Annotated in this window: 26 protein-coding genes and 1 pseudogene; 12 read left to right on the top strand and 15 right to left on the bottom strand. The window is 60.9% G+C overall.

Translation table 11 applies throughout. The annotated features are described in order from the left end of the window. Window positions 1-400: 400 nt before the first annotated feature. On the bottom strand, window positions 401-1,516 hold the full coding sequence (locus GNZ12_RS21340) for an AI-2E family transporter (protein WP_328806040.1): 1,116 nt from the start codon (window positions 1,514-1,516) through the stop codon (window positions 401-403). A gap of 271 nt (window positions 1,517-1,787) precedes the next feature. On the opposite strand from GNZ12_RS21340, the gene GNZ12_RS21335 reads away from it, so the two are divergent. The 4 genes and pseudogenes from GNZ12_RS21335 to GNZ12_RS21320 all read left to right on the top strand — a co-directional run bounded on the left by GNZ12_RS21335 (window position 1,788) and on the right by GNZ12_RS21320 (window position 5,725). After that, the gene (locus GNZ12_RS21335; protein WP_172313375.1) at window positions 1,788-3,002 is read left to right on the top strand and encodes a DUF2863 family protein; all 1,215 of its coding nucleotides are present in this window, start codon (window positions 1,788-1,790) and stop codon (window positions 3,000-3,002) included. 217 nt (window positions 3,003-3,219) lie between these two features. After that, a pseudogene (locus GNZ12_RS21330) lies at window positions 3,220-4,096 on the top strand (LuxR C-terminal-related transcriptional regulator). 112 nt (window positions 4,097-4,208) lie between these two features. After that, window positions 4,209-4,883: an energy-coupling factor ABC transporter permease gene (locus GNZ12_RS21325; RefSeq protein ID WP_172313373.1), complete on the top strand. Its 675-nt coding sequence runs from the start codon at window positions 4,209-4,211 to the stop codon at window positions 4,881-4,883. Between the two features lie 167 nt (window positions 4,884-5,050). Beyond that, window positions 5,051-5,725 (top strand): BspC domain-containing protein, encoded by a 675-nt coding sequence (locus GNZ12_RS21320; protein ID WP_172313371.1) that lies wholly within the window; start codon window positions 5,051-5,053, stop codon window positions 5,723-5,725. Window positions 5,726-5,839: 114 nt separating this feature from the next. Here GNZ12_RS21320 and GNZ12_RS21315 read toward each other — a convergent pair whose 3' ends face one another. Further along, entirely contained in the window at window positions 5,840-6,994 is a 1,155-nt protein-coding gene (locus tag GNZ12_RS21315; RefSeq protein ID WP_172313369.1) for a M14 family metallopeptidase, read from the bottom strand. 34 nt (window positions 6,995-7,028) lie between these two features. Continuing rightward, window positions 7,029-7,811 carry a peroxide stress protein YaaA gene (gene yaaA / locus GNZ12_RS21310; protein ID WP_172313367.1) on the bottom strand — a complete coding sequence of 261 codons (783 nt, stop codon included), beginning with the start codon at window positions 7,809-7,811 and terminating at the stop codon, window positions 7,029-7,031. A gap of 57 nt (window positions 7,812-7,868) precedes the next feature. On the opposite strand from yaaA, the gene GNZ12_RS21305 reads away from it, so the two are divergent. Further along, window positions 7,869-8,357, top strand: a complete 489-nt coding sequence (locus GNZ12_RS21305) for a putative toxin-antitoxin system toxin component, PIN family (RefSeq protein WP_172313365.1) — start codon at window positions 7,869-7,871, stop codon at window positions 8,355-8,357. A gap of 138 nt (window positions 8,358-8,495) precedes the next feature. Next, complete coding sequence (locus tag GNZ12_RS21300) at window positions 8,496-9,668, top strand: pyridoxal phosphate-dependent aminotransferase (RefSeq protein WP_172313363.1); 1,173 nt, start codon at window positions 8,496-8,498, stop codon at window positions 9,666-9,668. A 109-nt stretch (window positions 9,669-9,777) separates the two neighbouring features. On the opposite strand, the gene GNZ12_RS21295 is transcribed toward GNZ12_RS21300, so the two are convergent. Beyond that, on the bottom strand, window positions 9,778-10,425 hold the full coding sequence (locus GNZ12_RS21295; RefSeq protein WP_172313361.1) for a glutathione S-transferase family protein: 648 nt from the start codon (window positions 10,423-10,425) through the stop codon (window positions 9,778-9,780). Window positions 10,426-10,551: 126 nt separating this feature from the next. Here GNZ12_RS21295 and GNZ12_RS21290 point away from each other — a divergent pair, with 126 nt between their 5' ends. From GNZ12_RS21290 to GNZ12_RS21265, 6 genes are all read left to right on the top strand, one after another. Further along, window positions 10,552-12,108, top strand: coding sequence for a 3-hydroxyacyl-CoA dehydrogenase (locus tag GNZ12_RS21290; RefSeq protein WP_172313359.1), 1,557 nt, complete (start codon window positions 10,552-10,554; stop codon window positions 12,106-12,108). Beyond that, window positions 12,105-12,893 (top strand): oxepin-CoA hydrolase, alternative type, encoded by a 789-nt coding sequence (locus GNZ12_RS21285; protein WP_172313357.1) that lies wholly within the window; start codon window positions 12,105-12,107, stop codon window positions 12,891-12,893. The genes GNZ12_RS21290 and GNZ12_RS21285 overlap by 4 nt, the downstream gene beginning before the upstream one ends. A gap of 21 nt (window positions 12,894-12,914) precedes the next feature. Then, window positions 12,915-13,631 (top strand): histidine phosphatase family protein, encoded by a 717-nt coding sequence (locus tag GNZ12_RS21280; protein ID WP_172313355.1) that lies wholly within the window; start codon window positions 12,915-12,917, stop codon window positions 13,629-13,631. A gap of 20 nt (window positions 13,632-13,651) precedes the next feature. Next, a complete protein-coding gene (locus GNZ12_RS21275; RefSeq protein WP_074284894.1) occupies window positions 13,652-14,758 on the top strand; it encodes a phosphotransferase in 1,107 nt (368 codons plus the stop codon). Between the two features lie 62 nt (window positions 14,759-14,820). Next, window positions 14,821-16,080 (top strand): acyl-CoA dehydrogenase family protein, encoded by a 1,260-nt coding sequence (locus tag GNZ12_RS21270; protein WP_172313353.1) that lies wholly within the window; start codon window positions 14,821-14,823, stop codon window positions 16,078-16,080. A gap of 174 nt (window positions 16,081-16,254) precedes the next feature. Beyond that, window positions 16,255-16,956, top strand: a complete 702-nt coding sequence (locus GNZ12_RS21265; RefSeq protein WP_172313351.1) for a glutathione binding-like protein — start codon at window positions 16,255-16,257, stop codon at window positions 16,954-16,956. Between the two features lie 151 nt (window positions 16,957-17,107). Here GNZ12_RS21265 and GNZ12_RS21260 read toward each other — a convergent pair whose 3' ends face one another. The 11 genes from GNZ12_RS21260 to GNZ12_RS21215 form a co-directional block, all read right to left on the bottom strand. Then, window positions 17,108-17,587, bottom strand: a complete 480-nt coding sequence (locus tag GNZ12_RS21260) for a MaoC family dehydratase (protein ID WP_172313349.1) — start codon at window positions 17,585-17,587, stop codon at window positions 17,108-17,110. Then, the gene (locus GNZ12_RS21255; RefSeq protein WP_172313347.1) at window positions 17,584-18,042 is read right to left on the bottom strand and encodes a MaoC family dehydratase; all 459 of its coding nucleotides are present in this window, start codon (window positions 18,040-18,042) and stop codon (window positions 17,584-17,586) included. Before GNZ12_RS21255 ends, GNZ12_RS21260 begins: the two co-directional genes overlap by 4 nt. 36 nt (window positions 18,043-18,078) lie before the next feature. After that, complete coding sequence (locus GNZ12_RS21250) at window positions 18,079-19,206, bottom strand: acyl-CoA dehydrogenase family protein (protein WP_172313345.1); 1,128 nt, start codon at window positions 19,204-19,206, stop codon at window positions 18,079-18,081. A 10-nt stretch (window positions 19,207-19,216) separates the two neighbouring features. Continuing rightward, a complete protein-coding gene (locus tag GNZ12_RS21245; protein ID WP_172313343.1) occupies window positions 19,217-20,413 on the bottom strand; it encodes an acyl-CoA dehydrogenase family protein in 1,197 nt (398 codons plus the stop codon). 48 nt (window positions 20,414-20,461) lie between these two features. Continuing rightward, window positions 20,462-20,887, bottom strand: a complete 426-nt coding sequence (locus tag GNZ12_RS21240) for a DUF1178 family protein (protein ID WP_172313341.1) — start codon at window positions 20,885-20,887, stop codon at window positions 20,462-20,464. A gap of 253 nt (window positions 20,888-21,140) precedes the next feature. Further along, window positions 21,141-21,665 carry a helix-turn-helix transcriptional regulator gene (locus tag GNZ12_RS21235; RefSeq protein WP_172313339.1) on the bottom strand — a complete coding sequence of 175 codons (525 nt, stop codon included), beginning with the start codon at window positions 21,663-21,665 and terminating at the stop codon, window positions 21,141-21,143. Between the two features lie 50 nt (window positions 21,666-21,715). Next, window positions 21,716-21,964 (bottom strand): hypothetical protein, encoded by a 249-nt coding sequence (locus GNZ12_RS44485; protein ID WP_235993831.1) that lies wholly within the window; start codon window positions 21,962-21,964, stop codon window positions 21,716-21,718. A gap of 339 nt (window positions 21,965-22,303) precedes the next feature. Further along, on the bottom strand, window positions 22,304-22,888 hold the full coding sequence (locus tag GNZ12_RS21230; RefSeq protein ID WP_172313337.1) for an NUDIX domain-containing protein: 585 nt from the start codon (window positions 22,886-22,888) through the stop codon (window positions 22,304-22,306). A gap of 42 nt (window positions 22,889-22,930) precedes the next feature. Further along, the gene (locus GNZ12_RS21225) at window positions 22,931-23,227 is read right to left on the bottom strand and encodes a DUF2818 family protein (protein WP_074284905.1); all 297 of its coding nucleotides are present in this window, start codon (window positions 23,225-23,227) and stop codon (window positions 22,931-22,933) included. Continuing rightward, window positions 23,227-24,699 carry an NADH-quinone oxidoreductase subunit NuoN gene (gene nuoN, locus GNZ12_RS21220; RefSeq protein WP_172313335.1) on the bottom strand — a complete coding sequence of 491 codons (1,473 nt, stop codon included), beginning with the start codon at window positions 24,697-24,699 and terminating at the stop codon, window positions 23,227-23,229. The genes GNZ12_RS21225 and nuoN overlap by 1 nt, the downstream gene beginning before the upstream one ends. Before the next feature lie 25 nt (window positions 24,700-24,724). Beyond that, complete coding sequence (locus tag GNZ12_RS21215; protein ID WP_172313333.1) at window positions 24,725-26,215, bottom strand: NADH-quinone oxidoreductase subunit M; 1,491 nt, start codon at window positions 26,213-26,215, stop codon at window positions 24,725-24,727. Window positions 26,216-26,219: the final 4 nt, after the last annotated feature.

Raw genomic sequence — 26,219 nt, 5'->3', positions numbered from 1 at the left:
AACCTTCCTTTAATACTAGTGTGAGACTTGATACTTTCGCTTCCAGCAGACCCCGAAGGATCCACTGCGCGTCGCGCATCAAGCGCCCACACTTATCGGCTGTTAATTTTTAAAGATCGATTACGCATTCACTACCGAACCTGCACCGTTTTGTCGTCAACTTCACAACCACCCGGCACCGCTTCGTTCTGCGTCGCTGCATCAGCAGCAGAGAAACGAGATTGTGAAGAACTTTCGCTACGTCGTCAACAGGTTTTTTTAACTTTCTCAACCCGCTCACTTCGCTGAAAGCCTTGCCACTGCTGGCTCTCCCGCCTCCCGCGCCCCGGCATCCGAAGCACGAAAGAGCGAGATTCTAGCGAGCCGGACCGTGCCTTGCAAGCGGTATCTGAAATTTATTTCAGGGCGCCTTTTCTATGCGCCCCGGGTCATCGACAACCGGCACTTTCACGTCGGCGGCCAGAGCACCCGCGGCCGGAGCGCCGATCGTCCAATCGTGCAGCACGGTATAGGCAACCGCCAGCAACGTCGGGCCGATGAATACACCAAGGAAGCCGAAAGCAAACGCGCCGCCCAGGATACCGAGCATCACCAGGATCAACGGCATGTCACTACTCTTGCCGATCAGGATCGGCTTGATGACATTGTCGGACATGCCGACGACCAACACGCCCCACACGACCAGAAAGATTGTCCAACCCGTTGCGCCGCCGTGATACAGCCAGATCGCCGCGGGCAACCAGACGACAACCGGGCCGCCCGGTATCACCGACAGGAAGAACGTGGCCAGCCCAAGCAACGCTGGCGCCGGGACGCCCGCAATCCAGCAACCGAAGCCGGCAAGAACGCCTTGCACAAGCGCCGTGCCGAGAATCCCATAGACCACGCCCTTTACCGTGCTGCCCGCCAGCGCCAGCAGGTAATCGGCGCGTTCGCCGGCGATGCGCCGCATGCCCGCCTTCAGCCAGGCCGCCGCGCCCTCCCCGCCGGTATAAAAGAAGAACGCAAGCACGATACTCAGCGCCAACAAACCCAGACCGTGCGTGACGGCAATCGCAGCCGCCAGAATCCACTTGCCGGCCGGCGCCGCAAGCGCACGCATTTGCGAGATCAGTTCGGAGTTGCTACTCGTTACATTCGCCCAAAACGCCTGAATGTTCGAGCCAACCAAGGGGATTCGCCCCACCCACGGCGGCAAATCCGGCAAGCCAGCCTCAAAGAGCCTTTGCACCAACGCGACGATCTCGTGAACGTGCGCACCGAAAGCAAAGCCCGCATAGACGAACGGGCCAAGCACCACAATCAGAATGATGAGCACGATCAACGTCGCGGCCAGTTTCCGTCGGCCCCCGACTGCCGAAGTGAGCCGCCGGTACAAGCCCCACGAGCTATAGCTGAGAATGGCGCCCCACAGCAGCGCGGTCGTGAAAGGCGCTAGCACCAGCAGGGAGCCGCCCACCAATATGATCAACGCGAACACTGCAGCGAGACGCTCAATCAGTTGGTCCGATTTCACCATGAATCTCCTGTTGTGCCAGACCACAGCGACGAATAGACATACGCTTGCCAAGCGTCCATTGAAGGCAGTCAGTATAGGAGCGAGTCACGCCCCCGGGCACGTCTTATATCATCTGGTCAAGACGCCACGCAACGCGCCTGGCGGCGCCTACAGCAGGCTTATTTATCATGTGGAAACGTCCTAATCCATCTGGCATAGTCAGCCAAATAATATGGCGGCATAGAAAAGACTAGAATATAAGGTTCTGTGCACCCCAACTTCCGGATTTATGCGCTCGCGAATCGCCAAACGTCTCCCCCCCGATGCCGACAAGCTTGTCGGTCTTTCGCTCGCGCTTTTCGCGTCGGGCAGCCGCACCGAAGACCGCTTCTGGGAAGCGAAGCTCGATGCGCTGCTGGCCAAGATCGTCCGCAACGCCAACCAGACTACGCTGGACGCAGCGCTCGATCATCTGCAGCAGAATCATCCAGATGCTTACGGCGCACTCGCTGACATGGCGGAAACGCACAGCGAGTCGTTCATCGTCGAACATGAAGGCGTTCCTTACGAAGCGCTGCTGATTGCCGCGCCCGTGCTGGCCTGGACTCGTTACATGATTCCTTCCGGCCCGCTTAAAGCAGACGCGGCCGACGCGCTGCGCGCGCACCTGCAGGCGCACGTGCTCGCGGCCAATACGCGTGTCGCCATGGCGCCGTTCCTGTACAGCATCGATCAGCTGCCACGTCACCACGTCGAAACCTGGCGCATTGCCCAGCAACTCGCTCAAGCAGCGATGGCTGGCGGCAACGTCAAACTCAATTTTGGCGAACTGCCGGAAACTTCGCCGATCCTGGCCGACCCGCGCTTTCTGCTGGCTGTGGTCGCGGCGCCGGTGGGCGAGCCGGCGTTTCGCTGGCAGGAAGAAGAAAACGGCAGCCGGATCGAGCGTGGCCAATGCCTCGAACAGTGGGCAACGCAAGGCGGCGCCAATCTGTCGCTGGTGCTGCCCGGCTGTGAATTCGAGTGTCTGCTGCCCGATGCCTATTATTCGGCCTGCCGCGACGCCGACGAACGCGTGCGCCCTCACACGGTACGTACCGCTGTGCGCTATCTGTTCGACACAATCGGCGCGGCGCCACAGGAGTTGCGCGCGGTTGTCGCGGGCTTCGGCGAGCGCCGTATCGACGAATACCGCGTGGGCTTCACGCGCCGGGGTAGCAATGACGTGATCTACGGCGTTGTGTGGCCACTTTACGGCCGCGAGAACGGCGAGCCCGGCATCGATGAAGAACCCCAAGAGACGCCTGCGTCAGACGACCCGCTCGAAGAAATCGTCGCATTGCTCAAGGAAACCGGCGTGACAGACGTGCGCCGCCACGCAGGGCGCTTCGAACCGGAATATTGCGATGACTGCGGTGTCCCCCTCTATGCGGACCCGCTCGGCGAAATCGTTCACGCCGAAATGCCGGAGGACGCGGAACCCGCGCAACCGCATTTCCATTGACCCATCAGCGCGTGCGTCATTGCGCCGCACCGTGACATCAGAAAGCCCCGCCGCGCGCGGGGCTTTTTTTACGTCATTCCTCCTATGCCTTTTGGACAGGCCGTCAAAACGAAGGGAATTTGTCATGATGGTGCCGGTGGCGCATCGTAATGCGCCCGGCACCCTCGCCGGCCAGCACGCATCGCGCCACCTCGCCCGATTCATCTGGAGACATGGCATGCGATTCTCAATACTCAACTCAGACGCGGAACGACGCGATGGACTCAAAGCGCTGCTGCGGCAAATCGACCGGTTAGCGCGCTTTAACGAAGCACAGGATTGGCGTCAGGTTGAGCGTACGCTCAAGCGCCTGCGGCCCGACTTGCTCGTGATCGACTGGCAAGACTGGATGTCTGTCGACGATACCCGTCATTTGCTCAGCCACTACCCGGACCTGCGCATTGCGGTGCTGACCGACTCGGTCACACCCACTGCCGTGCGAGACCTCATGGACGAAGGTGTGCTCGGCGTGGTTCCGCGCGAAACCGACCCGTGCCTGATCGTGCGCGCGTTCGAGATGGTTCTGCTGGGCGGTCACTATGTGCCGCCCGGCGCGTTGGCGCTCGATCCTCCGCTCCCCCCCGGATGCCGCCATCCGGCCGTTCGATGAAAAGAATCCGCCACCGCGCCGGACCAAACTGTCCAACGGCCTGTCGCCCCGCCAGGAGCAGATCATGCGCTGCGTCCACATGGGCAGCACCAACAAGATGATCGCGCGCACGCTCGGCATCAGCGAAGGCACCGTCAAGATCCATCTGACGAGCATCTTCCAGCAACTCGGAGCGCCCAATCGCGCAGCCGCAGTCGCGCTCTACAACGGCTGGCTATCGGCTCACTTGCAAGTGCTGCGCAACGATGACGAAGGTCCGGTTCGTCCGGTAATGGGGCAAGCCGGTGTGGTGCCATTGCGGCGCCGCACACTGCGGCGCTTCCAGTATCCGTTGCCCGCGAACGACACGGCCGACACGCTGCCAATGGCAGCCGAACCGAGCACGGCTTACGGCGACGCGCCCGCCGGGCCGACGACAGAACAGGTCGCGCAAGGTTCGTCATAACGTCAGCCGGCGCACGCGCCAGAATCGGAACGCGCGCTTTCTGGCAGCGTTCGCGCCGGCTGGCATGGAATCCGCTCACACCTTTTCTCGTCCAACGAGTAATATGAGATACATGGGTTTCCTCTACACACCGCTTCCGTTCTGGGTCGCTGTCGGTGGCTGGATCGCCACTGCGATAGTGGTCGCGCTCGCGCTGTGGAAAAATCCTTTCAAACGACTTCAGGACGGCACACTCCAGCATGTCTGGCTCGCGATCATCGTCGCGGTGTCGGTGCTGTGGGCGAGCAATGCCTGGCTCGACGACGGCACAGTCATGCATCTGCTCGGCGCCACGCTGGTCGTCACATTATTCGATTGGGCGTTGGCGCTGGTCGCCATGGCGATAGTCACCGGTCTCGCCGCTGTCGTCTTCGACGCCCCCTGGCAGGGCATTGCGCTGACTTTCCTCGTGTTCGGTGCGTTGCCTGTCGGCATCTCGACCTTGATCCAGCGCGCCAGCATCGCTTGGCTACCGCGTAACCTCTTCATGTTTATCTTCGGCCAGGGTTTTGTCTCACCCGCCATTGCCGTATCGCTCACGGCGGCCGCGGCACTCGGCGTTCACATCGCGCTCGCCGACGGTTCCATGACCGTGGTACCGGCCGGTTACGCGTTCAGCGTGCTTCTGCTAGCCACCGGCGAGGCCTGGTTCACGGGTATGTCGACGGCATTGATCTCGGTCTACCGTCCGGCGTGGGTCACCACTTATGATGTGCGTCGATATCGATTGGGTGGCCCTCGCACCTGACACGGGCGCGGCATCGAGCACGTATCTGCGGCAATCAGTCGTCTCGGCACATAAAACGCCTGAGTCCACGCACCACGACAGGACAAAATATTTGTGTCAGGATTGAACTCATCCCTCCCGCCGTGCATCTTACGTGCCCCATGTCTCATTAGCGTCTAACGAACTAGATGGATCGCACCAACGTACCGCGCCGATTGCTGCGGTTGGTCGGCCGGTTAGCAACATTTGCAGCGAGTCTCTCGCTCATTTGCACTGCTCCCGCATACGCCGATCAACTCGAACAGCACAATGATCTCGTCAACAAATTTGTCAATGACATGCATGCGGACCCGCTAGTCGCGGACTGCGCTGCTCATGGCGATTTTGTTGCAAGCACATCGACCGCCTTCGACCATGTCGAATTTCCACCCAGCTCCTTCGACAGCGCGCACGCGTCGGTCACCCCCTGGAACGATTCGTTCGACGAGGGCAAGCAGCGCGTCAAGGTAGACAACATCGTTACCGTCGAGGGACTCGGTATCCCCCAAAGCGGCGGAGACCCTGCTGATCTCAAATTTCGCTGCGGCTATGTGGGCGCCCAGATGCTGGCGTTCAGCTGGAACGATCCAGTGCCACCGGCCCGCGCGCATAGCTCCGGGTCCACGGGATCGCGAGCGTCCTCGGGCAAGCATAACAGTGTGAAGGGCAAGCACTCCGCTAGCGGCAAAACGACAAAGAAAGCGACCGGCAAGTCCTCGAAAGCAAGCTCGGGGAAATCTTCGCGAGCGACTTCCAGCAAGTCTTCGGGCAAGTCCTCGAAGAAATCGACCGCGAAGAAGTCTCCGGCGAAAAAGACTCAATAACGGGCAAGACTCACGGCCGCTTCAACTGACCCGCGCCGCGGGTCATGCTGGCAGCCCCAAAAAAAGGGGCACGCACTTTCAAAGTGTGTGCCCCTCTTTTTATGCAGCGTCCTGTTAGGCGAACGTCTCCACGTGCCGCAAAATCGCCTGCAGCATGGCAGCGCCCAGCGACGCGCTACGTTCGCCGTTCCAACCCACCCGCTCGTCCGGCAAATTGGCGTTGTCCTTGAACGGCATCTCCAGCGTCAACGACAGGCAGCCGAATTCGTTGCCGATGTACTTCGAGGCCAGCTTGAGTGCGTCCTCGCGATACTTGCTTGCGGCGTAGCCGTACTTGTCCTGGAAATCCGGGCTCGCATGCTTGAAGGCTTCGATGAACGCTTTCTGCTCTTCGCCCTGCCGCTCGGTGAAACCCGGCAGCATTTCGGAGCCGGCCACGAACACGTACGGCAGCGCCTCGTCGCCGTGGATATCGAAAAAGAGGTCGCAACCGGTCGCGTGAATTGCGTCACGCACCACCAGTACCTCAGGGCTGCGCGCGGCATCCGGCTCCATCCATTCGCGGTTCAGGTTCGCGCCCGTTGCGTTGGTGCGCAGATTGCCGTGCACGCTGCCGTCCGGATTCATGTTCGGCACGATGTAGAACACCGCGTGATCGTAGAGCTTGCGCGCCACCGGATCGCCCGCCCAATCGCCCCAGCCCGCGAGACGCTTGACGAGACCTTCGATAAACCATTCAGCCATCGTCTCGCCAGGATGCTGGCGCGCGATCAGCCAGATCTTCTTCTTTGGCGTGTCGCCGGTTTGCGGTGTGCCCAACGTCAGCAGCGACATCGGCCGGCCTTCGACGGTCTTGCCCAACTCCGTGAGCGTGGCCTGCGGCATCTGCTGAACCGCGCCGAGAAACTCCGAGTGACGTTCCTCACTATACGGCTCGAAATACGCGTAGTAGATGCGGTCGAAATCCGGCGTGTGGTCGATCGTCAACACACGGCCGTCGTAAGAAGTCGGCACGCGGAACCAGTTCACCCGGTCATAGCTCGCTACCGCCTGGTAGTCGCGCCAGCCTTCGGCGAATGCGCACGCGGCGGCATTTTCGAAGGTCATCACGCAGCGCTCGCCGGCCGCGCCGGACAATCCGAAATAGAACCACTGCGCGAACTCGGCGTGGCTGTCCGGCCGCACGCGCAGACGGATGTTGCCAGCGTCTTCGCAGGCCAGCACTTCGATCGCGCCCGCGTCGAAGTTGCTCGTAATGGATAACGTCATGAGGTTCTTCCCTGCTTGTGTGCGCGGCAATCGCCTAGTCAGCGATGCGGCGGCGGAATACGTAAGTGGAATCATTCGAGGCTTCAGCGTCGAATGCGTAGCCTTCAGAGTCGAAGTCCTTTAACTGCTCGGGCTTGTCGAGACGGTTTTCGACCGCGTAGCGCGCCATCAGCCCGCGCGCGCGCTTGGCGTGGAAACTGATGATCTTGTAGCGGCCACCCTTCCAGTCCTCGAACACTGGCGTGACGATCGGCGCTTCGAGCAGCTTGGGCTTGACTGACTTGAAGTACTCGCCCGAAGCGCAGTTGACCAGCACGCGCGAGGCAGTAGCACGCTTCTTCAGTTGCGCGTTCAAAGCCTGCGTGATCCGTTCGCCCCAGAACGCGTACAGATCCTTGCCGCGCGTATTGGCAAAGCGCGTGCCCATTTCCAGCCGGTACGGTTGCAGCAGATCGAGCGGGCGCAGCAATCCATACAGACCGGAGAGCACACGTACGTGGTTCTGCGCGTAATCCAGATCGGCCGACGACAACGTCCTGGCGTTGAAGCCTTCGTACACGTCGCCATTGAACGCGAGCACCGCCTGCTTGGCGTTGTGCGTGCCAAAGCTGGGCGACCATTCTGCGTAACGCTGAAAATTGAGGTGCGCGAGCTGATCGGAAATGCTCATCAACGAACCGATCTGCTGCGGCGACAAAAGACGCAAGCCGCCGATCAACTCGGCCGCATCATCGACGAAATCGGGGATCGTGTGCTTTTTGACGTGCGGAGGGGTTTCGTAGTCGAGCGATTTCGCCGGCGACAGAACGATTATCATAGAGGCTTGCAGGCACGCCGTGCCTGGTGGTCAAAGACGAAAGCCAGATTGTAACGAATGCCCGGTTCCCACGCCTCACACAGCGCTTTGCGCGTCGTCCTCGATTCCAACGTATGGATCGATATTCTCGTGTTCGACGATCCCCACACGCGGCCGATCCGTGCCGCACTCGAACGTGGCGCGCTGGCCGCGCTAATCGACGCGCGCTGCCTCGCCGAACTCACTTACGTACTCGACTATCCGCAATTCGTGCATCGCAATGTGGACAAGGCGGCGGCGCTTGCCGTCGTCGCACGCTTGGCGCACTTGGTCGAACCCGCTGCACCCGCGGAAGATGCCAGTCCGTTGCCCAAATGCAAAGACCGCGACGACCAGAAATTCCTCGAACTCGCGCACGCCGCACAGGCCGACTGGCTGGTGTCGAAAGACCGCGCGGTGTTGAAACTCGCCAAACGGATTGCGCGTGACTTCGGCTTCCAGATTGCACAGCCGGCGCCGTTCGTTAGCGCCTGTATGGCAATCGCAGACGAGCCCGCATCGGTATGACCCTTGTGGCCGGATGGCCAACGTCGGGCCGGCCGCGCGCACGCTGCGCCACGATTCCCTACAATCAGGCTTCGTCCTTTTGGAACGACGCTCCCTGTCAATTTCGCCAACTCACTCGACCACGCTCCGGACAGCGCCATGAATGCACCGCACGACACGCCCATGAGTCCCTCGTTTCCGTCTCGCCTGCCGGATGTCGGCACGACGATTTTCACCGTGATGAGCGCGCTCGCCGCCGAAAAAGGCGCGGTAAATCTCGGCCAGGGCTTTCCCGACTTCGGCTGCGATCCCCGCATTGTCGACGCGGTCGCGAACGCCATGCGCGACGGCCACAATCAATACCCGCCAATGGCCGGCGCCGCACCGCTGCGTCAGGCGATTTCGGACAAGATCGCCAACCTGTACGGCCGCCGCTACGACGCCACCAACGAAATCACCGTGACAGCAGGCGCCACGCAGGCGCTGCTGACCGCGATTCTCTGCACGGTGCATCCGGGCGACGAAGTGATCGTGGTCGAGCCGAACTACGACAGCTACGTGCCGTCGATCGAGCTGGCCGGCGGCAAGCCAGTATTCGTCACGCTCGACGCGCCCGACTACACGATCCCGTTCGACAAGCTCGCCGCCGCGATCACACCGAAAACGCGGCTCCTGCTGATCAACACCCCGCACAACCCGACCGGTACGGTCTGGCGCGCGGAAGACATGCGCAAGCTCGAAGAAATCGTGCGTGGTACCAACGTGCTGATTCTGTCGGACGAAGTGTACGAGCACATGGTGTACGACGGCGCGCCGCACGAAAGCGTTGCGCGTTATCCAGAACTGGCGCAGCGCAGTTTCGTGGTATCGAGCTTCGGCAAGACCTATCACGTCACCGGCTGGAAGGTCGGCTACGTCGCCGCGCCCGCCGCGCTCACGGCTGAATTCCGCAAAGTGCACCAGTTCAACGTGTTCACGGTCAACACGCCGATGCAGGTCGGCCTCGCGGACTACATGAAGGATCCGGCACCGTATCTGGACCTCCCCGCGTTTTATCAGAAGAAACGCGACTTCTTCCGCGCCGGCCTCGCGAATTCACGCTTCAAGCTGCTGCCTTGCACGGGCACCTACTTCCAGTGCGTCGACTATTCGGCGATCAGCGATTTGCCCGAAGCCGAATTTGCGCAATGGCTGACCGGCGAGATCGGGGTCGCGGCGATTCCAGTGTCGGCGTTCTATCACGAGCCCCATGAATCAGGCGTGTTGCGTTTCTGCTTTGCCAAGCAGGAAGCCACCCTCTCTTCCGCGCTCGAGCGGCTGGCGCGGCTCTAGGGTGCCCCGCGCGATGCTGCGAACGAACCCGCGTTCCTCGCCATCGCGCGCAGCGGCCCACGCGTGCGTTGCACGCCCGAATTCATGTCACCCGCGATACACTCGGGCGTTAAGCCGGACGCGAGGCCGCGATGTACGCCTTGCGATCTTCGGTCACGCGCTGCGCGGCCGGCCGGGCGTTGACCGCCTTCACATAGCTTTTCCAGTCCACGCCGGCGTCGAGCAGCAAATCACGACCGTAGATGGTCTGCGTGGCCATGCCCACCAACGGCAAGCTCACAAAACCTGCCGCGTCGGCGACACTGAAACGCTCACCGCGCAAATACGGCCCGAACTTCGCGATCCGCTTGAAGCCGGCAATGTGATGGGCGAGCAGCTTCTCGACACGCCCCTTGGTCGCGTCAGTCACGGTGCCGCCGAAGAATGCTTCCTTGTAGAGATTGCGTGCGGTCAGTTCAAGATGCACATCCACGAACATGATCAACTCGCGCTCCTTGGCCGCTTCCCATGGGTCAGCGGAAAAAATCGCCTTGTCGGGAAAACGCGCAGCCAGATACTCGACGATGCTTTGCGATTCGCACAGATCGCCATGCTCGGTCTGGATATAGGGGACCTTGCCGAGCGGAGAATGCTCGAGCATCGCCTCTTCCTGGCTCGGCATCACGAGCACTTCCTCGAACGGAATGCCGTGTTCGAGAAGCACAAACTTTACCTTGTTGTAATAGTTAGAAAGCGCGAAGCCGCACAGCTTGATCATCGGGTGTCTCCATCCTTCGGGTTGTTTGAGACCGCTCGTCAAAGTCAAAGCAGCGGCCTGCGATCAATCATCCAGTAAATTGCACGATCGTGCTATTCTAAAATAACCATGGAGTCGAGTATCACAATGACCTCTCGCAATTTCAGCATCGAGACTATCGGCATTGTCGGAACCGGTGCAATGGGCCGTGGCATCGCCCAGATTGCCGCACTGGCGGGCCTCACCGTGCGTCTTTACGACACCAACCCCGCTGCGATCGGCGCCGCACGCGACTACCTTGCCGAGACTTTCGCCAAATTGACCGCCAAAGGCAAGCTCGATCAGGCCCGCTCGCTCGCCGCGCTGGCGAACGTAAGCGGCGCGCAGGTCATCGGCGATCTGGCCGATTGCGATATGGTCGTCGAGGCGATCGTCGAAAAACTCGACGTGAAGCAGGCGCTCTTTCGCGAGCTCGAAACGGTGGTGAGCGGCCGTTGCGTGCTGGCGTCGAACACCTCGTCGTTGTCGATCACGGCGATTGCGGCCGGTTGCACGAATCCGTCACGCGTAGCGGGTTATCACTTCTTCAATCCGGTTCCGCTGATGAAGGTCGTCGAAGTGATCGACGGCCTGCGCAGCGATCCCGCCGTCGGCGATGCGCTGATGGAACTCGCGCGCCGCATGGGTCACACGCCGGTGCGCGCGAAAGACATGCCCGGCTTCATCGTCAATCATGCCGGTCGCGGCATGAATACAGAAGGCCTGCGCGTCGCGGGTGAAGGCGTTGCGAGCTTCGCCGACATCGATCGCATCATGCGCGAGCAGGCGGGTTTTCGTCTCGGGCCATTCGAACTGCTCGACCTGACCGCGCTCGACGTATCGCATCCGGTGATGGAATCGATCTATCACCAGTTCTATGAAGAACCGCGCTTCACGCCCTCGCCGATCACGGGCACGCGGCTCGCGGGCGGACTGATCGGCCGCAAAACGGGCGAGGGCTTCTACCGCTACGAAGACGGCAAGCAGCAAGTGGCCGCCGAAGCGCCCGCGCCGACTCAACTTCCGCACAGTGTATGGGTCAGCAAGCGCTATCCGCAAGCGCACGAAGCGGTCGTGCAACTCATCGCCAAGGCTGGCGTAAAACTCGACGAAGGCGCCGCGCCCACAGCGGACTCGCTGATCGTCGTGACACCGTTCGGTCATGACGCAACCACCGCCGCCGTCGATGAAGCGCTCGATGCAACCCGCGTTGTCGCTATCGACGCCCTATTCCCGCTGGCCGCCGCGCAACGCCACACGCTCATGACGACGCCCGCCACCAGCCGCGCAGCACGCGAGACCGCGCACGCACTCTTTGCCGCCGACGGCGTTCCCGTCACCGTGATCCGTGACTCGACCGGCTTCGTCGCGCAACGCGTCGTGGCGACCATCGTCAACATTGGCTGCGACATTGCGCAAAAACAGATCGCGACGCCAGACGATATCGACCTCGCCGTGACGCTCGGCCTCGGCTACCCACGCGGACCGCTCGCACTCGGCGATGCGCTCGGCGCGAAAACGATCCTCACCATCTTGCGCAATATCTTCAGCGTGCTCGGCGATCCACGCTATCGTCCGTCACCCTGGCTTGCACGGCGCGCGCAACTTGGTCTGTCGCTGACACAACGCGACGCTGCCGACACTCAAACGGAGACCCAACAATGAGCGCCGAACTCCTCACCTCGCGCCCGACCGAAAGCGAATCGACGCTGGTCCTCACGCTGTCGAACCCCGGCGCACGCAATGCGTTGCATCCGGACATGTATGCCGCGGGCATCGAAGCGCTCGATTCGGCGGAGCGCGATCCGTCGATCCGCGCCATCGTGATTACCGGCGCCGACAATTTCTTTTGTGCTGGCGGCAATCTGAACCGCCTGCTGGAAAACCGTGCTAAAGATCCGTCGGTGCAGGCGGAGAGCATCGATCTGCTCGGCGAATGGATTTCGGCGCTGCGTCTGTCGTCGAAGCCGGTGATCGCCGCCGTTGATGGCGCCGCTGCCGGTGCGGGGTTTTCGCTAGCGCTCGCGTGCGATCTGATCGTCGCCGCGGAAGACGCCAAGTTCGTCATGTCGTATGCGCGCGTTGGTCTCACGCCGGATGGCGGCGGCTCATGGTTTCTCGCACGCGCATTGCCGCGTCAACTGGCGACCGAGGTGCTGATCGAAGGCAAGCCGATCGGCGCCAAGCGTTTGCACGATCTCGGCGTCGTCAACAAACTGGCGAAGACCGGCGCCGTGCGCGACGCCGCGGTCGTCTGGGCTGACGAGCTCGGCAAGATTTCGCCGAATTCGGTCGCGCGCATCAAGGGACTCATCGGCGCGGCCGGCGCACAGCCGCTCGCTGAACATCTGGTTGCCGAACGCGACTGCTTCGTCGCATCCCTGCATCATCGCGACGGTCTCGAAGGGATTTCCGCGTTCCTCGAAAAACGCGCGCCAGTCTACAAGTGAACCTAAGTGAACGAAGGGACGATGCCTGAATATCAACTCCCCAAGCGCCGCCGCATCTTCCTGATGCGTCACGGCGACGTGACCTACTTCGACGACAGCGGCCGCGCGATCGACCCTGAAACCGTGCCGTTGAACGCGAACGGCCGCGAGCAGGCAAGTGCAGCAGGCCGCGTGTTCGCCGAGCAGCAAGTGCGGTTCGACCGGGTGATGGTGAGTGGCTTGCCGCGCACGGTCGAAACCGCGCAGCGCGTATTGGCCGAAACCGGTCAGCAGATCGAACTCGAAATCGAACCTGCATGGCAGGAAATTCGCGGCGGCAAGCTTGGCAACATTCCCCCGCAGGATATCGAAGCGGCATTTCTCGGCGTGTTCGACGGCATCGTGCCGGAATGCACGCGTTTTCTCGACGGCGAAACCATCGGCGAGTTGTTCGACCGCGTGTTGCCCGCGGTAGCGGCGTTGCGCGAGGACACGTCGTGGGACACCGTGCTGCTGGTGCTGCACGGCGGCGTGAATCGCGCGATTCTGTCGCACGCGCTCACCGCCGGCGGCCGCACTTTCTTCGGCCATCTGGCGCAGGCCACTGGTTGCATCAACGCGCTCGACGTCGGCGCCGAGTCGCGCGACTGGGTGCTGCGCACGATCAACTATTCACCGCCGTCGCCGCTCCATCGCGACGTTCGCAATACCACGATGGAAATGCTCTACGCACAATTCATTCAATACAAGCGTAGCTGAACCCGAACTGGAGGAGACATATGGTGCAAGCCACACAGACCGGCGAACCAGAACACAAACCGGATTATTCGGCCTTCGAGGGCACGCGCCCGGTCAACGAGCGGCAACGCTTCGACAGCGACGCGCTCGCCGCGTGGCTAGCCCAGCATGTCGACGGATTCTCCGGCCCGCTCACGCTGGAGCAATTCGCCGGCGGCCAGTCCAACCCCACCTTCAAACTTGTCACGCCGTCGCGCTCGTACGTGATGCGCGCCAAGCCCGGGCCGGCCGCGAAGCTACTGCCCTCAGCGCACGCCGTCGAACGCGAATACCGCGTGATGCATGCACTTGCCGATACCGACGTGCCGGTCGCGAACATGCTCGCCTTGTGCGACGACGAAAGCGTGATCGGCCGGGCGTTCTACGTGATGGAGTTCGTCGAGGGCCGCGTGCTGTGGGACCAGTCTTTGCCTGGCATGACGCCTGCGGAACGCACGGCGATTTACGACGAAATGAATCGCGTGATCGCCGCACTCCATAGCGTCGACGTCGCAGCAATCGGTCTTGCCGACTACGGTAAACCGGGCAACTACTTCGCACGTCAGATCGGCCGCTGGAGCAAGCAGTACATCGCGTCCGAAACCGAACCGATCGACGCAATGCAGCGCCTGATCGAATGGCTGCCGCAACATATGCCAGCGGAAACGGGCGAGCGCGCCTCGGTCGTGCATGGCGACTACCGGCTCGACAACCTGATCTTCCATCCCAACGAGCCGCGCGTACTGGCCGTACTCGACTGGGAGCTGTCAACGCTCGGCGACCCGCTCGCCGACTTCGCCTATCACTGCATGGCGTGGCACGTCGACCCGGCGCAATTCCGCGGCATTGCGGGCCTCGACTGGGCGGCCCTCGGCATTCCTGACGAAGCGCAGTACGTCGAGCGCTATTGCAAGCGCACCGGCTTCGAGATCCACGGCGACTGGAATTTCTACCTGGCTTACAACATGTTCCGCATTGCTGCGATCCTTCAAGGGATCATGAAGCGAGTGGTCGACGGCACGGCGGCCAGCGCTCAGGCGCTCGATGCCGGCAGTCGTGCGAAGCCAATGGCAGAACTCGCCTGGCGCTACGCACAGAAGGTGCGCTAAGCGAATCGGCGCACCGAGTTGCGCTCCTGAACAAACGTCATTCGTCATCCGCGAGGTCATACATGAATTTCGATTACACCCCGAAGGTTCAGGCACTGCGCGAGAAACTGCTCGCCTTCTTCGACGAACACATCTATCCAAACGAGCAGGCGTTCTACGCCGAGATCGCGCGCAATCGCCAGAACGGCAACGCGTGGGTACCGACCGAACTAATCGAACAATTGAAACCTAAGGCGCGCGACGCCGGCTTGTGGAACCTGTTCCTGCCTGAATCAGTACGCGGCGCCGGTCTGACGAATCTTGAGTATGCGCCGCTGTGCGAGATCATGGGCCGTGTGCCTTGGGCGCCAGAAGTGTTCAACTGCAACGCGCCCGACACCGGCAACATGGAAACGATCGAGCGCTACGGCAGCGAAGACAACAAGCGCGAATGGCTCGAACCGCTGCTGCAAGGGCACATCCGTTCGGCGTTTCTGATGACCGAGCCGGAAGTGGCGTCGTCGGACGCGACCAATATCCAGACCAGCATCGTGCGCGATGGCGACGCCTACGTGATCAACGGCCACAAGTGGTGGTCGTCCGGTGCGGGAGATCCGCGCTGCAAGGTCTACATCGTAATGGGCAAGACCGACCCTGACGCGCCGCGCCATGCGCAGCAATCGATGATTCTGGTCCCCGCCGATGCTGCCGGCGTCACCGTGCACCGCCCTCTCACCGTATTCGGCTACGACGACGCGCCGCACGGCCATATGGAAATCACGCTCGAAAACGTGCGCGTGCCGGCCACCAACTTGCTGCTCGGCGAAGGTCGCGGCTTCGAAATCGCCCAGGGCCGTCTCGGACCGGGACGCATCCATCACTGTATGCGTTTGATCGGCCTCGCCGAGCGCGCGCTCGAACTCATGGCGAAACGCTCCATGCAACGCGTCGCTTTCGGTAAGCCAGTTGCCGCGCAAGGCGTCACACAGGAGCGCATGGCCGAAGCGCGTTGCATGATCGAACAAGCGCGTCTATTGACGCTGAAGACCGCGTACATGATGGACACGGTCGGCAACAAGGGCGCGCGCGGCGAGATCGCCATGATCAAGGTGGTCGCGCCGAATATAGCATGCCAGGTGATCGATTGGGCGATCCAGGCGCACGGCGGCGGCGGTGTCAGCGACGATTTTCCGCTCGCGTATGCGTATGCATCCGCGCGGACGCTACGCTTCGCCGATGGCCCGGACGAAGTGCACCGCAACGCGATCGCGAAACTCGAACTGGCGCGCTATATGGATGCGGGTGCCGCGGCTCGCGTGGAGACGCCGATTACGCGGTTTTGAGCGTTTGATCGCCTGAGCGCGCGTTCGAGGTTAGCTTCGCGGCGGTTGATTGCGCCGCGAAGTCGAGACTGGCTCATGATGGCACGGCCAGCAGCATCGTTCGATCTGTGCTCTAATTTTCGTCAATTGCGGCGCCCTCTGCGGCGCCGCTTTCACGAAACAAAAGGAGCCAGGATGATCGACGTCTATAGCTGGGCCACCCCGAACGGCCACAAGGTTCACATCATGCTCGAGGAAACGGGCCTCGCGTACACGGTGCATGGCGTCGATATCGGCGCGGGTGACCAGTTCAAACCCGAATTCCTCGCCATTAGCCCTAACAACAAGATTCCGGCGATCATCGATTCCGAAGGTCCTAAAGAAGCCGACGGCAAGCCGTTTGCGCTATTCGAATCGGGCGCGATTCTGATTTATCTCGCCGAGAAAACCGGCAAATTCCTGCCGGCCGATCCGGCTAAACGCCATGCGACGCTGCAATGGTTGATGTTCCAGATGGGCGGCCTCGGCCCGATGCTTGGGCAAACACATCATTTCCGTGTTTATGCGCCGGAGCCGATCGAATACGCGATCAACCGCTACACGAACGAGACGCGTCGCTTGTACGGCGTGATGGACACGCAACTCGGCAAGACACAGTACCTTGCGGGCAATGACTACACGATCGCTGACATTGCCGCCTTTCCGTGGACACGCTCGTGGCAGAACCAGGGTATCGAACTGGACACGTTGCCGCATGTGAAGCGGTGGCACGAAGAAATTGCCGCGCGTCCGGCAGTGGTGCGCGGCGTTGAAGTGCTGGCGTCAGCCCGCAAGCCGCTCATGGACGATAAAGCGAAAGAGATGCTGTTCGGTGCGACGCAGTACGCGAAGCGGTAGTTGCGCCGTCGTCCCGTGGCATCGACGCCTGTTCGCGTTGACATTGCGAATTGACCGCAGCATTGGCATCCGTAGATGCGTCGGCATAAAAAAGCGCGAGACGGCATCACTGCCACTCGCGCTTTTTTGCCAACCCGCCGGCTATGACCGGTTAGAAATAGTGCCGCGTGATGAACTCCGCGACACATACCGGCCGCTCGCTGCCCTGCCGCTCCAGTGTCACGTTCCACTCAACCTGCACACCGGCGTTGTCGACGTCGGTGACGGATTCAACCGCAAACCGTGCACGCAGTTGCGAGCCGACCAGCACCGGCGACGTGAACCGCACGCGATTCAATCCGTAATTGACGCCCATGCGCTGCTTGAGCACCACCGTCTTTCCGAGCAGCACCGGAATCAACGACAGCGTCATAAACCCATGCGCGACCGGACCACCGAACGGCGACTCACGCCGCGCCCGCTCGGGGTCGACGTGAATCCATTGATGATCGCCGGTGGCCTCCGCGAAACGATCGACGCTCGCCTGATCGACTGTCAGCCAGTCGCTAACGAGCGGTTCGGAGCCAACCAGCGCACGCAACGCCGTTGCATCGCCAAACTCCGCAGCGGCCACCGCGCTACTGGCCGTCATGACGCGGCTCCCGGATGGCGTAGTCCGAACAATCCCTTCGAGCGCACCGTAATCACCGTTTCGCCGTGCTGGTTGATACCTTCCCACTGCGTCGAAACGATGCCGCGATCCGGCTTACTCTCCGAAACACGCTTGTCGAGTACGGCGTTCGTCATCGTGATCGTGTCGCCGACGCGTACCGGCTTCAACCAGCGAATCTCGTCGATACCGGGCGAGCCCATCGACGTGGAACCTGCGATCGTGTTGCGCACCAGCATGCCCATCATGACCGAACAGGTATGCCAGCCGCTTGCGACCAGTCCACGAAACGGCGACTCCGCGGCTGCCGCCTCGTCGAGGTGAAACGGTTGCGGATCGAACTTCTCCGCGAACTCGACGATCTCCTCACGCGTGAAAGTATGCTTGCCGATTTCGGTAGTCGTGCCGACTACCATGTCCTCATAACTCAGACCCATCGTCACACCTCTTTCTTATCCGACTCGACCGGCTGATCAGGCTTCGGCGGTGACAAATCCGGGCAGCGCAGCGAACCGCGCGAGATGGTGATCGACATCGCCCAATGTGGTTTCGATGATAGCAAGACGTTTGAACAGATGCGCTGCGGCCACTTCATTCGTGACGCCCATGCCGCCGTGCAATTGAACCGCCTGCTGACCGACGAAACGGGCGGCCTGACCGACCCGTGCCTTCGCCGCGGAGACCGCGCGGCGACGTTCGTCGGCGTCTGCGCTCGTGTAACGCACGGCCGCGAGATAAGTGACCGAACGCGCCTGCTCGGCGTGAATCAACATCTCGACCATGCGATGCTGCAAGGCCTGAAAACGCGCGATGGGCTGGCCGAACTGCTGGCGCGTTTTGGTGTACTCGAGCGTTGCGTGGTTCAGTGCGTCGAGCGCGCCGACCGCTTCCGCACACAGCAATACCGTGCCGTAGTCTGCGATGTGCTCGAGGGCCGCAGCACCAGCGTGTTTGCCGTTGAGCTGGCGTGCCGGCGTGCCATCGAACTGGAGTGTCGCAGCGCGCTGGCCGTCGATTGTGCGGTAGTCGGTGACTTTGACGCCGGCCGCATCGCGAGCGACGACAAAGAGCGCGATCTCGCCATTCAACCGCGCCGGCACTATCCAGTAATCCGCTTGCGCGCCGTGCAGTACAACCGACTTCGTGCCGGTCAACGTCTGCCGATCGCCCTGCCCGTTTGCAACGGTCTCGACCTCGAACAGGTCGTAGCGCGCGTGCGGCTCGTGAAACGCCACCGCGAGCTTGATCTCGCCCTGAGCCGCGCGTTCGAGCAGCGAAGCGTCTTCGCCCTGCCCGGTGCCCGCAATCCGGAGTGCTTCGACACCCACAGCGGTCGCCCAATACGGCTCGATCACCAAAGCCCGGCCAAGCTCCTGCATGACCACCAGCATGTCGATCGGGCTGCCATTGAAGCCACCCTGCGCTTCCGGCACCGGCAACGCGGTCAGACCCAGTTCGGTAAAAGCTGTCCAGTGAACATCCGACACACCGGATTCCGATTGCACGATCGCATGGCGCGCTTCGAATCCGTAGCTCTTGTCCAGATAGCGGCGCAGCGCGTCAGCAAATTGCTGTTGTTCGTCGTTGAAAGTGAAGTCCATGCGCCGCTCCTCAAAGTCCCAGAATCATCTGCGCGATGATGTTCTTTTGAATTTCGTTCGAGCCGCCGTAAATCGACGTCTTGCGGAAGTTGAAGTAGTACGCGGCCAGCGGCGCTGCGTCATCGTCGCCGGCGAGGCTATGTTCGCGTTCGCCTTCGAGGAAGGGCACGTCGAATGGCGCGGCGAGCGGCCCGACTGCTTCGAACATCAGTTCGGTCAGCGCCTGTTGCACTTCCGTGCCCTTGATCTTGAGCATCGAGGCTTCCGGTCCAGGCCCACGTCCGCCCGTTTCATTGGCGACCACGCGTTGCACGGTGACTTCGAGCGCCATCAGTTCGATCTCGAGGTTCGCGACTTTCGCGGCGAACACAGGATCTTGCAGCAACGGTTTGCCGTTCTTCTTCTGATCCAGCGCGAGGCGCTTAAGGAAGACGAGTTCGCGCTTCGATTGCCCAACGCGCGCGATACCCGTGCGCTCGTGCCCGAGCAGGTACTTCGCATAGGTCCAGCCACGATTCTCTTCGCCGACCAGATTGTCGACCGGCACCTTCACGTCTTCGAAAAAGACTTCGTTGACTTCGTGGTCTTCGTCGAGCGTAATGATCGGGCGCACGGTAATACCGGGCGTTTTCATGTCGATCAACAGGAACGAGATGCCCTCCTGCTTTTTCGCGCCGCTGTCGGTGCGCACGAGGCAGAACATCATGTCGGCGTACTGGCCCAGCGTAGTCCAGGTTTTCTGACCGTTGACCACATAGTGATCGCCGACGCGCTCGGCACGCGTGCGCAGCGAGGCCAGGTCGGAACCGGAGCCCGGCTCGGAGTAACCCTGACACCACCAGTCTGTACCGTCGAGAATGCGCGGCAGATAGTGGCGCTTCTGCGCCTCATTGCCGTACTTCATCAGCACGGGCGCCACCATCGAGACGCCGAACGGCAACACGGACGGCGCACCGATACGCGCGCACTCTTCGTCCCAGATATGCCGTTGGGTCGCGTCCCAGCCTGGACCGCCGTATTCTTTCGGCCACGCGATGACCGACCAGCCGCGCGTGCCGAGCAGCTTGTGCCAGCCTGCGAAGTCTTCGCGGCTCAGACGCTTGTGGTTGAGTACTTTGTCGCTCAACTCGCGCGGCAGATTCGCTTCGAGCCAAGCGCGGATGTCGGCGCGGAACGCGTCGTCAGCGGGGGAATAGTCCAGATTCATGCGTCGTGTCTCCTGGCCGCAACCACCCGCTGCCAGTGAGCCACTGCGCTATTGCAGCGGTTCCTTCAAGGCAGCCGGGACCGGTAGCGGCATCACTTCGATGCCTTCTTCGACCAAGGCTTTCGCGTCTTCCGGTGTCGTGACACCGCGAATGTTGCGTGCGGGCGCTTCGTTGTAGTGAATGCGCCGTGCTTCCTCGGCGAAGCGGTCGCCTACGTTCTCAGTCTTTTCCAGTACCTCGCGCAGGGCGCGCATGACGCGCGCCTGCATTTCTCCCGTATCCACAGGGACTTTCGCCTCGGTCGCGCCCGACAGATTCAGGCGCGGCGCCGACGGCAAACGGCTCACTTCATTCGCACCGCAGATCGGACATTCGACGAGCTTGCGGGACTGCTGCGACTCGAAGTCATCAGCCGAAGCGAACCAGCCTTCGAACCGATGGCCAAGCGGACACTGTAAATCGAGGACCTTCATGTGGAATCAGGGCTTGCGTGCCAGTTTAGCGCAAAATGGAAATTTGTGAACGGTCGTTCGTAAATTTTTACGGACGGCGCGTTGACGCCAGGCGCCGGTGACAAATCGAACGCGGTGGGCGATTTTAACGCTTTGCGCAACTGACTGCCGAAGATGGCTCAGCCGGCGAACGGCACACCGGACCCGCAGATGAAAGGGAGCGCTGATCGTATGGGGTTCATGGGCCTGCGCGCTTGCCACTGCGTTCCTTCTTTTAAGCCACAAGCAACTCGAGCCGGCGATTAAGCCGCGGCTCGAGTTCGAGCGCCTCTTTGGCAAGGTTAATCTGCTTGGCCGATTTCGCGACGTCGAATATGTCCGCCTTGATGTCATACCCGCCGCGCGCGATCAGCCAGTCAAGAATGTCCGATAGATGCCACACCGACGCGCTGCCCTCGTGAACCGGTGGCGGAAAATCGATTGCATGGCTCAGCATCAGCTTGCGCATGTTTTGCCGTGACACGCCCGCTACCTCAGCGGCATCCGTGAGGCCGACGAAATCCGGCCCTGCCTCGACAAGACGCGCAGACGGCACTGCCTGCTTGATATCTTTGAGTGCGCTGACAAGTGCTTCAAACGCCGACGCGCCTTCGCGAGCAAAAACCAGCGCAATGCGCCCCGGTTGCCCCACGCCGATAGTCGCGTCGTCGCATCCGGCTTCGCCCAGCCGCTCGACAATCCCGTCAAGATCGCAATCTTCCGCAGCGAGCCGGTACTTCAAGGTGAACACATATTCCATAAGCTACTCCTGCCTTCATTCAGCTTCGGGCTTTTGCCCTTTGAACACTTTTACTGCCGGCGCGTCGTGCAGTTGTCGACGATGCGCCTGAGGTGCTTTGCGTGATTGCCGGGACTCTTGGGCGTACTCCACACACTCGAAATACAGAACTCGCCGCAACGACATTCCGCGTCGTTGTAAGGACAGTACATCTTTCCCCAAGCGTGACCTTTACCGCCGCCCTGGACACGCCAGCCGTTTCTTTCCGCGTAAGCCAGCGCGGCCTCGACCTCTTTCTTGGAATGGATCCCACGAACCATCTATACCCTCCAATTTAGAGCACGCGCGTATGGTTGTCAAATGACAACCATACGCGCGTGCAACCACAATCGAATCCATCTCACACCCTTCGTTATCCAAAATAAGTTTGATAACAAACCCGGTTGCCAGACTTCGATACTAGAGCGGCAACGGCCGTGAGGCGAGACTGTCAGATGGCATAGGACGGGACCCACTTTTCAGACATGGGGGTAACGCTTTGAGTCGATTTCATGGCTGCAATGACAAAGCCCCTGACGGTCGTAGACCAACAGGGGCTTTTTGCGAATTTTGCAGTCGGCGCCTGACTCGCGCCCGCTCTGCGTTCTGAACCGAGCGCTCTATTGCGACTCGGCCATCGGCCAGGCACCCGACAACACCTTCTCCAGCCAGAACGTACCGATGATGGTTTTCACGTCCGTCACCTTGCCCGTACGTACCCATTCCAACATATCGGTCACGCTGGCGGTGAACAGTTCAAGGAATTCACCGTCGTCGAGTTTGCGCTCGCCGGCAGTCAGCCCACGCGCCAGGTAAATATCGATGAACTCCGTCGAGTAGGAAATGATCGGATGAATGCGCGTCAGATAAACATACTCGCGCGCCGTATAACCTGTCTCTTCCTGCAGTTCGCGTTTCGCGCAGGCCAGCGCGCCTTCGTTCGGATCGAGCTTGCCCGCCGGATACTCGACCATGACCTTGCCCATCGGATAGCGGTACTGGTTTTCCAGCAACACGCGGCCGTCGTCGAATAACGGAATCACCATCACGGCACCCGGATGCTGAACGTACTCGCGCGTGGCCTGCTTACCGTCCGGCAAGCGGACGGTATCGCACTTGAGCGTGAGGAACGGCCCCTGGTGGATCGTTTTGCTCTCGAGACAGGTCTCGGTGAGCGCGGCGTCGTGATCGGGAAGTTCAGCCATATGCGACCTCAGGACAGCTTGGTGCGCGACGGCGAGACGCCGTCAGCGACGTTTGACGAGATACTGGAAGGTAAAGCCGGGGAATGCGAACACAACGAACAACGCGAACGTGATCGCGTAGAACTGCCACCCCTGTTCGAAGCGGTTACCCGCGCGCGCTTCCAGCAGAAAACCGAGCGTGCCGACCACAAAGTACAGCACGATCAACTCGGCGATCCGGATCCAGGCGCTCTTCTTCGCCGCTTTCAACGGCACGGCGGCGAAGAGGCGCTGATTCAGAAACGGCAGATTGGCGCCGACCAGCGCCAACAACACGATAAACCAACCCGCAGCCGACATCAGAGCAGCAGCGTGTGCTGGATAGCCTGCAGGCAGGCCTTCAACAGCGGATCCGGCACGATACCGAGCACCAGCACGGCAACACCATTGAGCGCCAGCAAGGCACGCGTGCTGGTGTCAGCAACGATCGGCGACTTGTCTTGCGGTTCGTCGAAATACATCAGCTTGACGATACGCAGGTAGTAGAACGCACCGAACAGCGAAGTGATCACGGCCAACACGGTCAGCCAGGTCAAACCGGCATTCATGGTTGCCTGCAGCACCGCGAGCTTGGCGTAGAAGCCGACTGCAGGCGGGATGCCGGCGAGCGAGAACATCATCACCATCATGACGAACGCGAACACCGGGCTGCGTTGATTCAGGCCCTTGAAGTCTTCGAGCGTGTCCGCCTCGAAATCGCGGCGTGCCAGCAGCATGACGACGCCGAAGGTGCCCAACGTCGTAATCAGGTAGACGATGCTGTAGTACATTGCCGAACCGTACGCATTGGCCGCGCCGGTCGTCTTCTGATCCACCACGCCGGCCAGCAGGCCGAGCAGCACAAAGCCCATGTTCGAAATCGCCGAGTACGCGAGCATACGCTTGACGTTGCGTTGCACGATACCGGTGATGTTGCCGACGATCAGCGACAGCGCGGCCAGGATCACCAGCATTTCCTGCCATTCGACCGCCAGCGGCAGCAGGCCCATCACGAGGAAGCGCAGGCCCCACGCGAATGCCGCCACCTTCGGACCGCCGCCCACCATCAGCGTCATGGCCGTCGGAGCACCCTGATACACGTCAGGCACCCACATGTGGAACGGCACCGCGCCCATCTTGAACGCCACGCCTGCCACGATGAAGATCACGCCAAACAGCAGCACGCTCGGATCGTAGTGGCTCGTGCCAATCGCCTTGAATACTTCGTTCAGGTCGAGCGAACCGGTCGCGCCATACAGCATAGAAATGCCATACAGCAGGAAGCCGGAAGCCAGCGCACCAAGCACGTAGTACTTCATTGCCGCTTCGTTCGACTGCGCCGCGTCACGACGCAATGCAATCGCAGCGTACAGCGACAACGACATCAGTTCCAGACCAAGGTACAGCGTCAGGAAGTTGTTGCCGGAGATCATCACGAGCTGGCCGAGCAGCGAGAACATGCCCAACAGGAAGAAGTCGCCGCGGAACAACCCGCGATCCTCGAGGTACCGGCGCGAATAAACGATCGACACGGCATAGCCGAGCGTCACCACTGCTTTCATCACATTGGCGAACGAATCCACCACATACATGTGACCGAAGAAGTAGTGCACCTGCGGGTCGAACGCGTTCACCGCAAACCAGATGCCGGCAATCAGCGTCGAGAAGAACGCGATGAAATACGTGGTACGGCGACCGGCCTGGCCGACGAACGTGTCGTTGAGCCACGCAACGACAACGGCAAGCATCACCAGTGCGTCGGGCAACAAGGCAGTCATAGGGGCGTTTTGCATGATCTTTAGATTCCTCCGCTCTGCATTACTGTGGCAACGGCAGCTTGGACTGCGCGACGTGGGAGAGGAGGTTTTCCACGGATACGTGCATCACATCGGTAAAGGGCTTCGGATACAGGCCCATGAACAGCGTCAGTGCAGCGAGCACTGCCAGCATGAAAAATTCGCGACGGTTGATGTCGAGAAGACCCTTCACGTGATCGTTGGCAACTGCGCCGAAGTACACGCGCTTGTACATCCACAGCGTGTAGGCCGCACCGAGAATCAGCGTGACAGCCGCACCGCCTGCGATCCAGAAGTTGTACTGGACAGCAGCCAGAATTACCATGAACTCGCCGACGAAACCGGAAGTACCCGGCAAGCCGCAATTGGCCATCGAGAACAGCATCACGAACGCTGCGAACTTCGGCATCACGTTGACGACACCGCCGTAATCGGCGATCTGACGCGAGTGCATACGGTCATACAGCACGCCGATACACAGGAACATCGCGCCCGACACGAAACCGTGCGAGATCATCTGCACGATCGCGCCTTCCATGCCGAGTTGGTTGAAGATGAAGAAGCCGAGCGTCACGAAACCCATGTGCGCGATCGACGAATACGCGACCAGCTTTTTCATGTCCGTCTGCACCATCGCGACCAGACCGATGTAGATCACCGCGATCAGCGACAGCGTGATGACGACCGGGGCGAGAAAGTGGCTTGCGTCAGGTGCGATCGGCAGCGAGAAGCGCACGAAACCGTATGCACCCAGCTTCAGCATGATCGCGGCCAGCACGACCGAGCCGCCGGTCGGCGCTTCCACGTGGGCGTCAGGCAACCACGTGTGAACCGGCCACATCGGCACCTTCACCGCGAAGGCCAGGAAAAACGCTATGAATAGCAATATCTGCGGCGTCATGCCGATCTGCGCGTTCTGCCACGTAGCCAGATCGAACGTGCCGGTCTGAACGTACAGGTACAGCAACGCGACCAGCATCAGCAGTGAGCCCATCAGCGTGTACAGGAAGAACTTGAACGCCGCATACACGCGGTTCGCCCCACCCCACACGCCGATGATGATGTACATCGGGATCAGCGTCGCTTCGAAGAACACGTAGAACAGCATGCCGTCCGCTGCGCTGAACACGCCGACCATGATGCCGGACAGGATCAGGAACGAAGCGAGGTACTGGGCCACGTTCTTCGTGATGACTTCCCACGCGGAGATCACGACGATCACCGTAATCAATGCGGTCAACACAACGAACCACATTGAGATGCCGTCGACACCCAGGTGGTACGTGATATTGAAGCGCTCGATCCAGTTCGCCTTTTCGACGAACTGCAGATCGGCCGTGCTCGAATCAAAACTCGTAATCAGCGGGATCGTCACGATGAAGCTGACGACCGAGCCGATCAGCGCAATCCAGCGCGCCGGAGCAGGGTTCCGGTCGGAACCGATAGCCAGGACCAGGAGACCTACGAGGATCGGTAACCAGATCGCGATACTGAGAATCGGATAAGCGTGCATTAGT

Origin of the sequence: Paraburkholderia solitsugae (assembly GCF_013177695.1) — a bacterium.
GTDB classification, from domain to species: Bacteria; Pseudomonadota; Gammaproteobacteria; order Burkholderiales; family Burkholderiaceae; genus Paraburkholderia; species Paraburkholderia solitsugae.
This window is presented reverse-complemented; position numbering and strand designations above follow the sequence as displayed.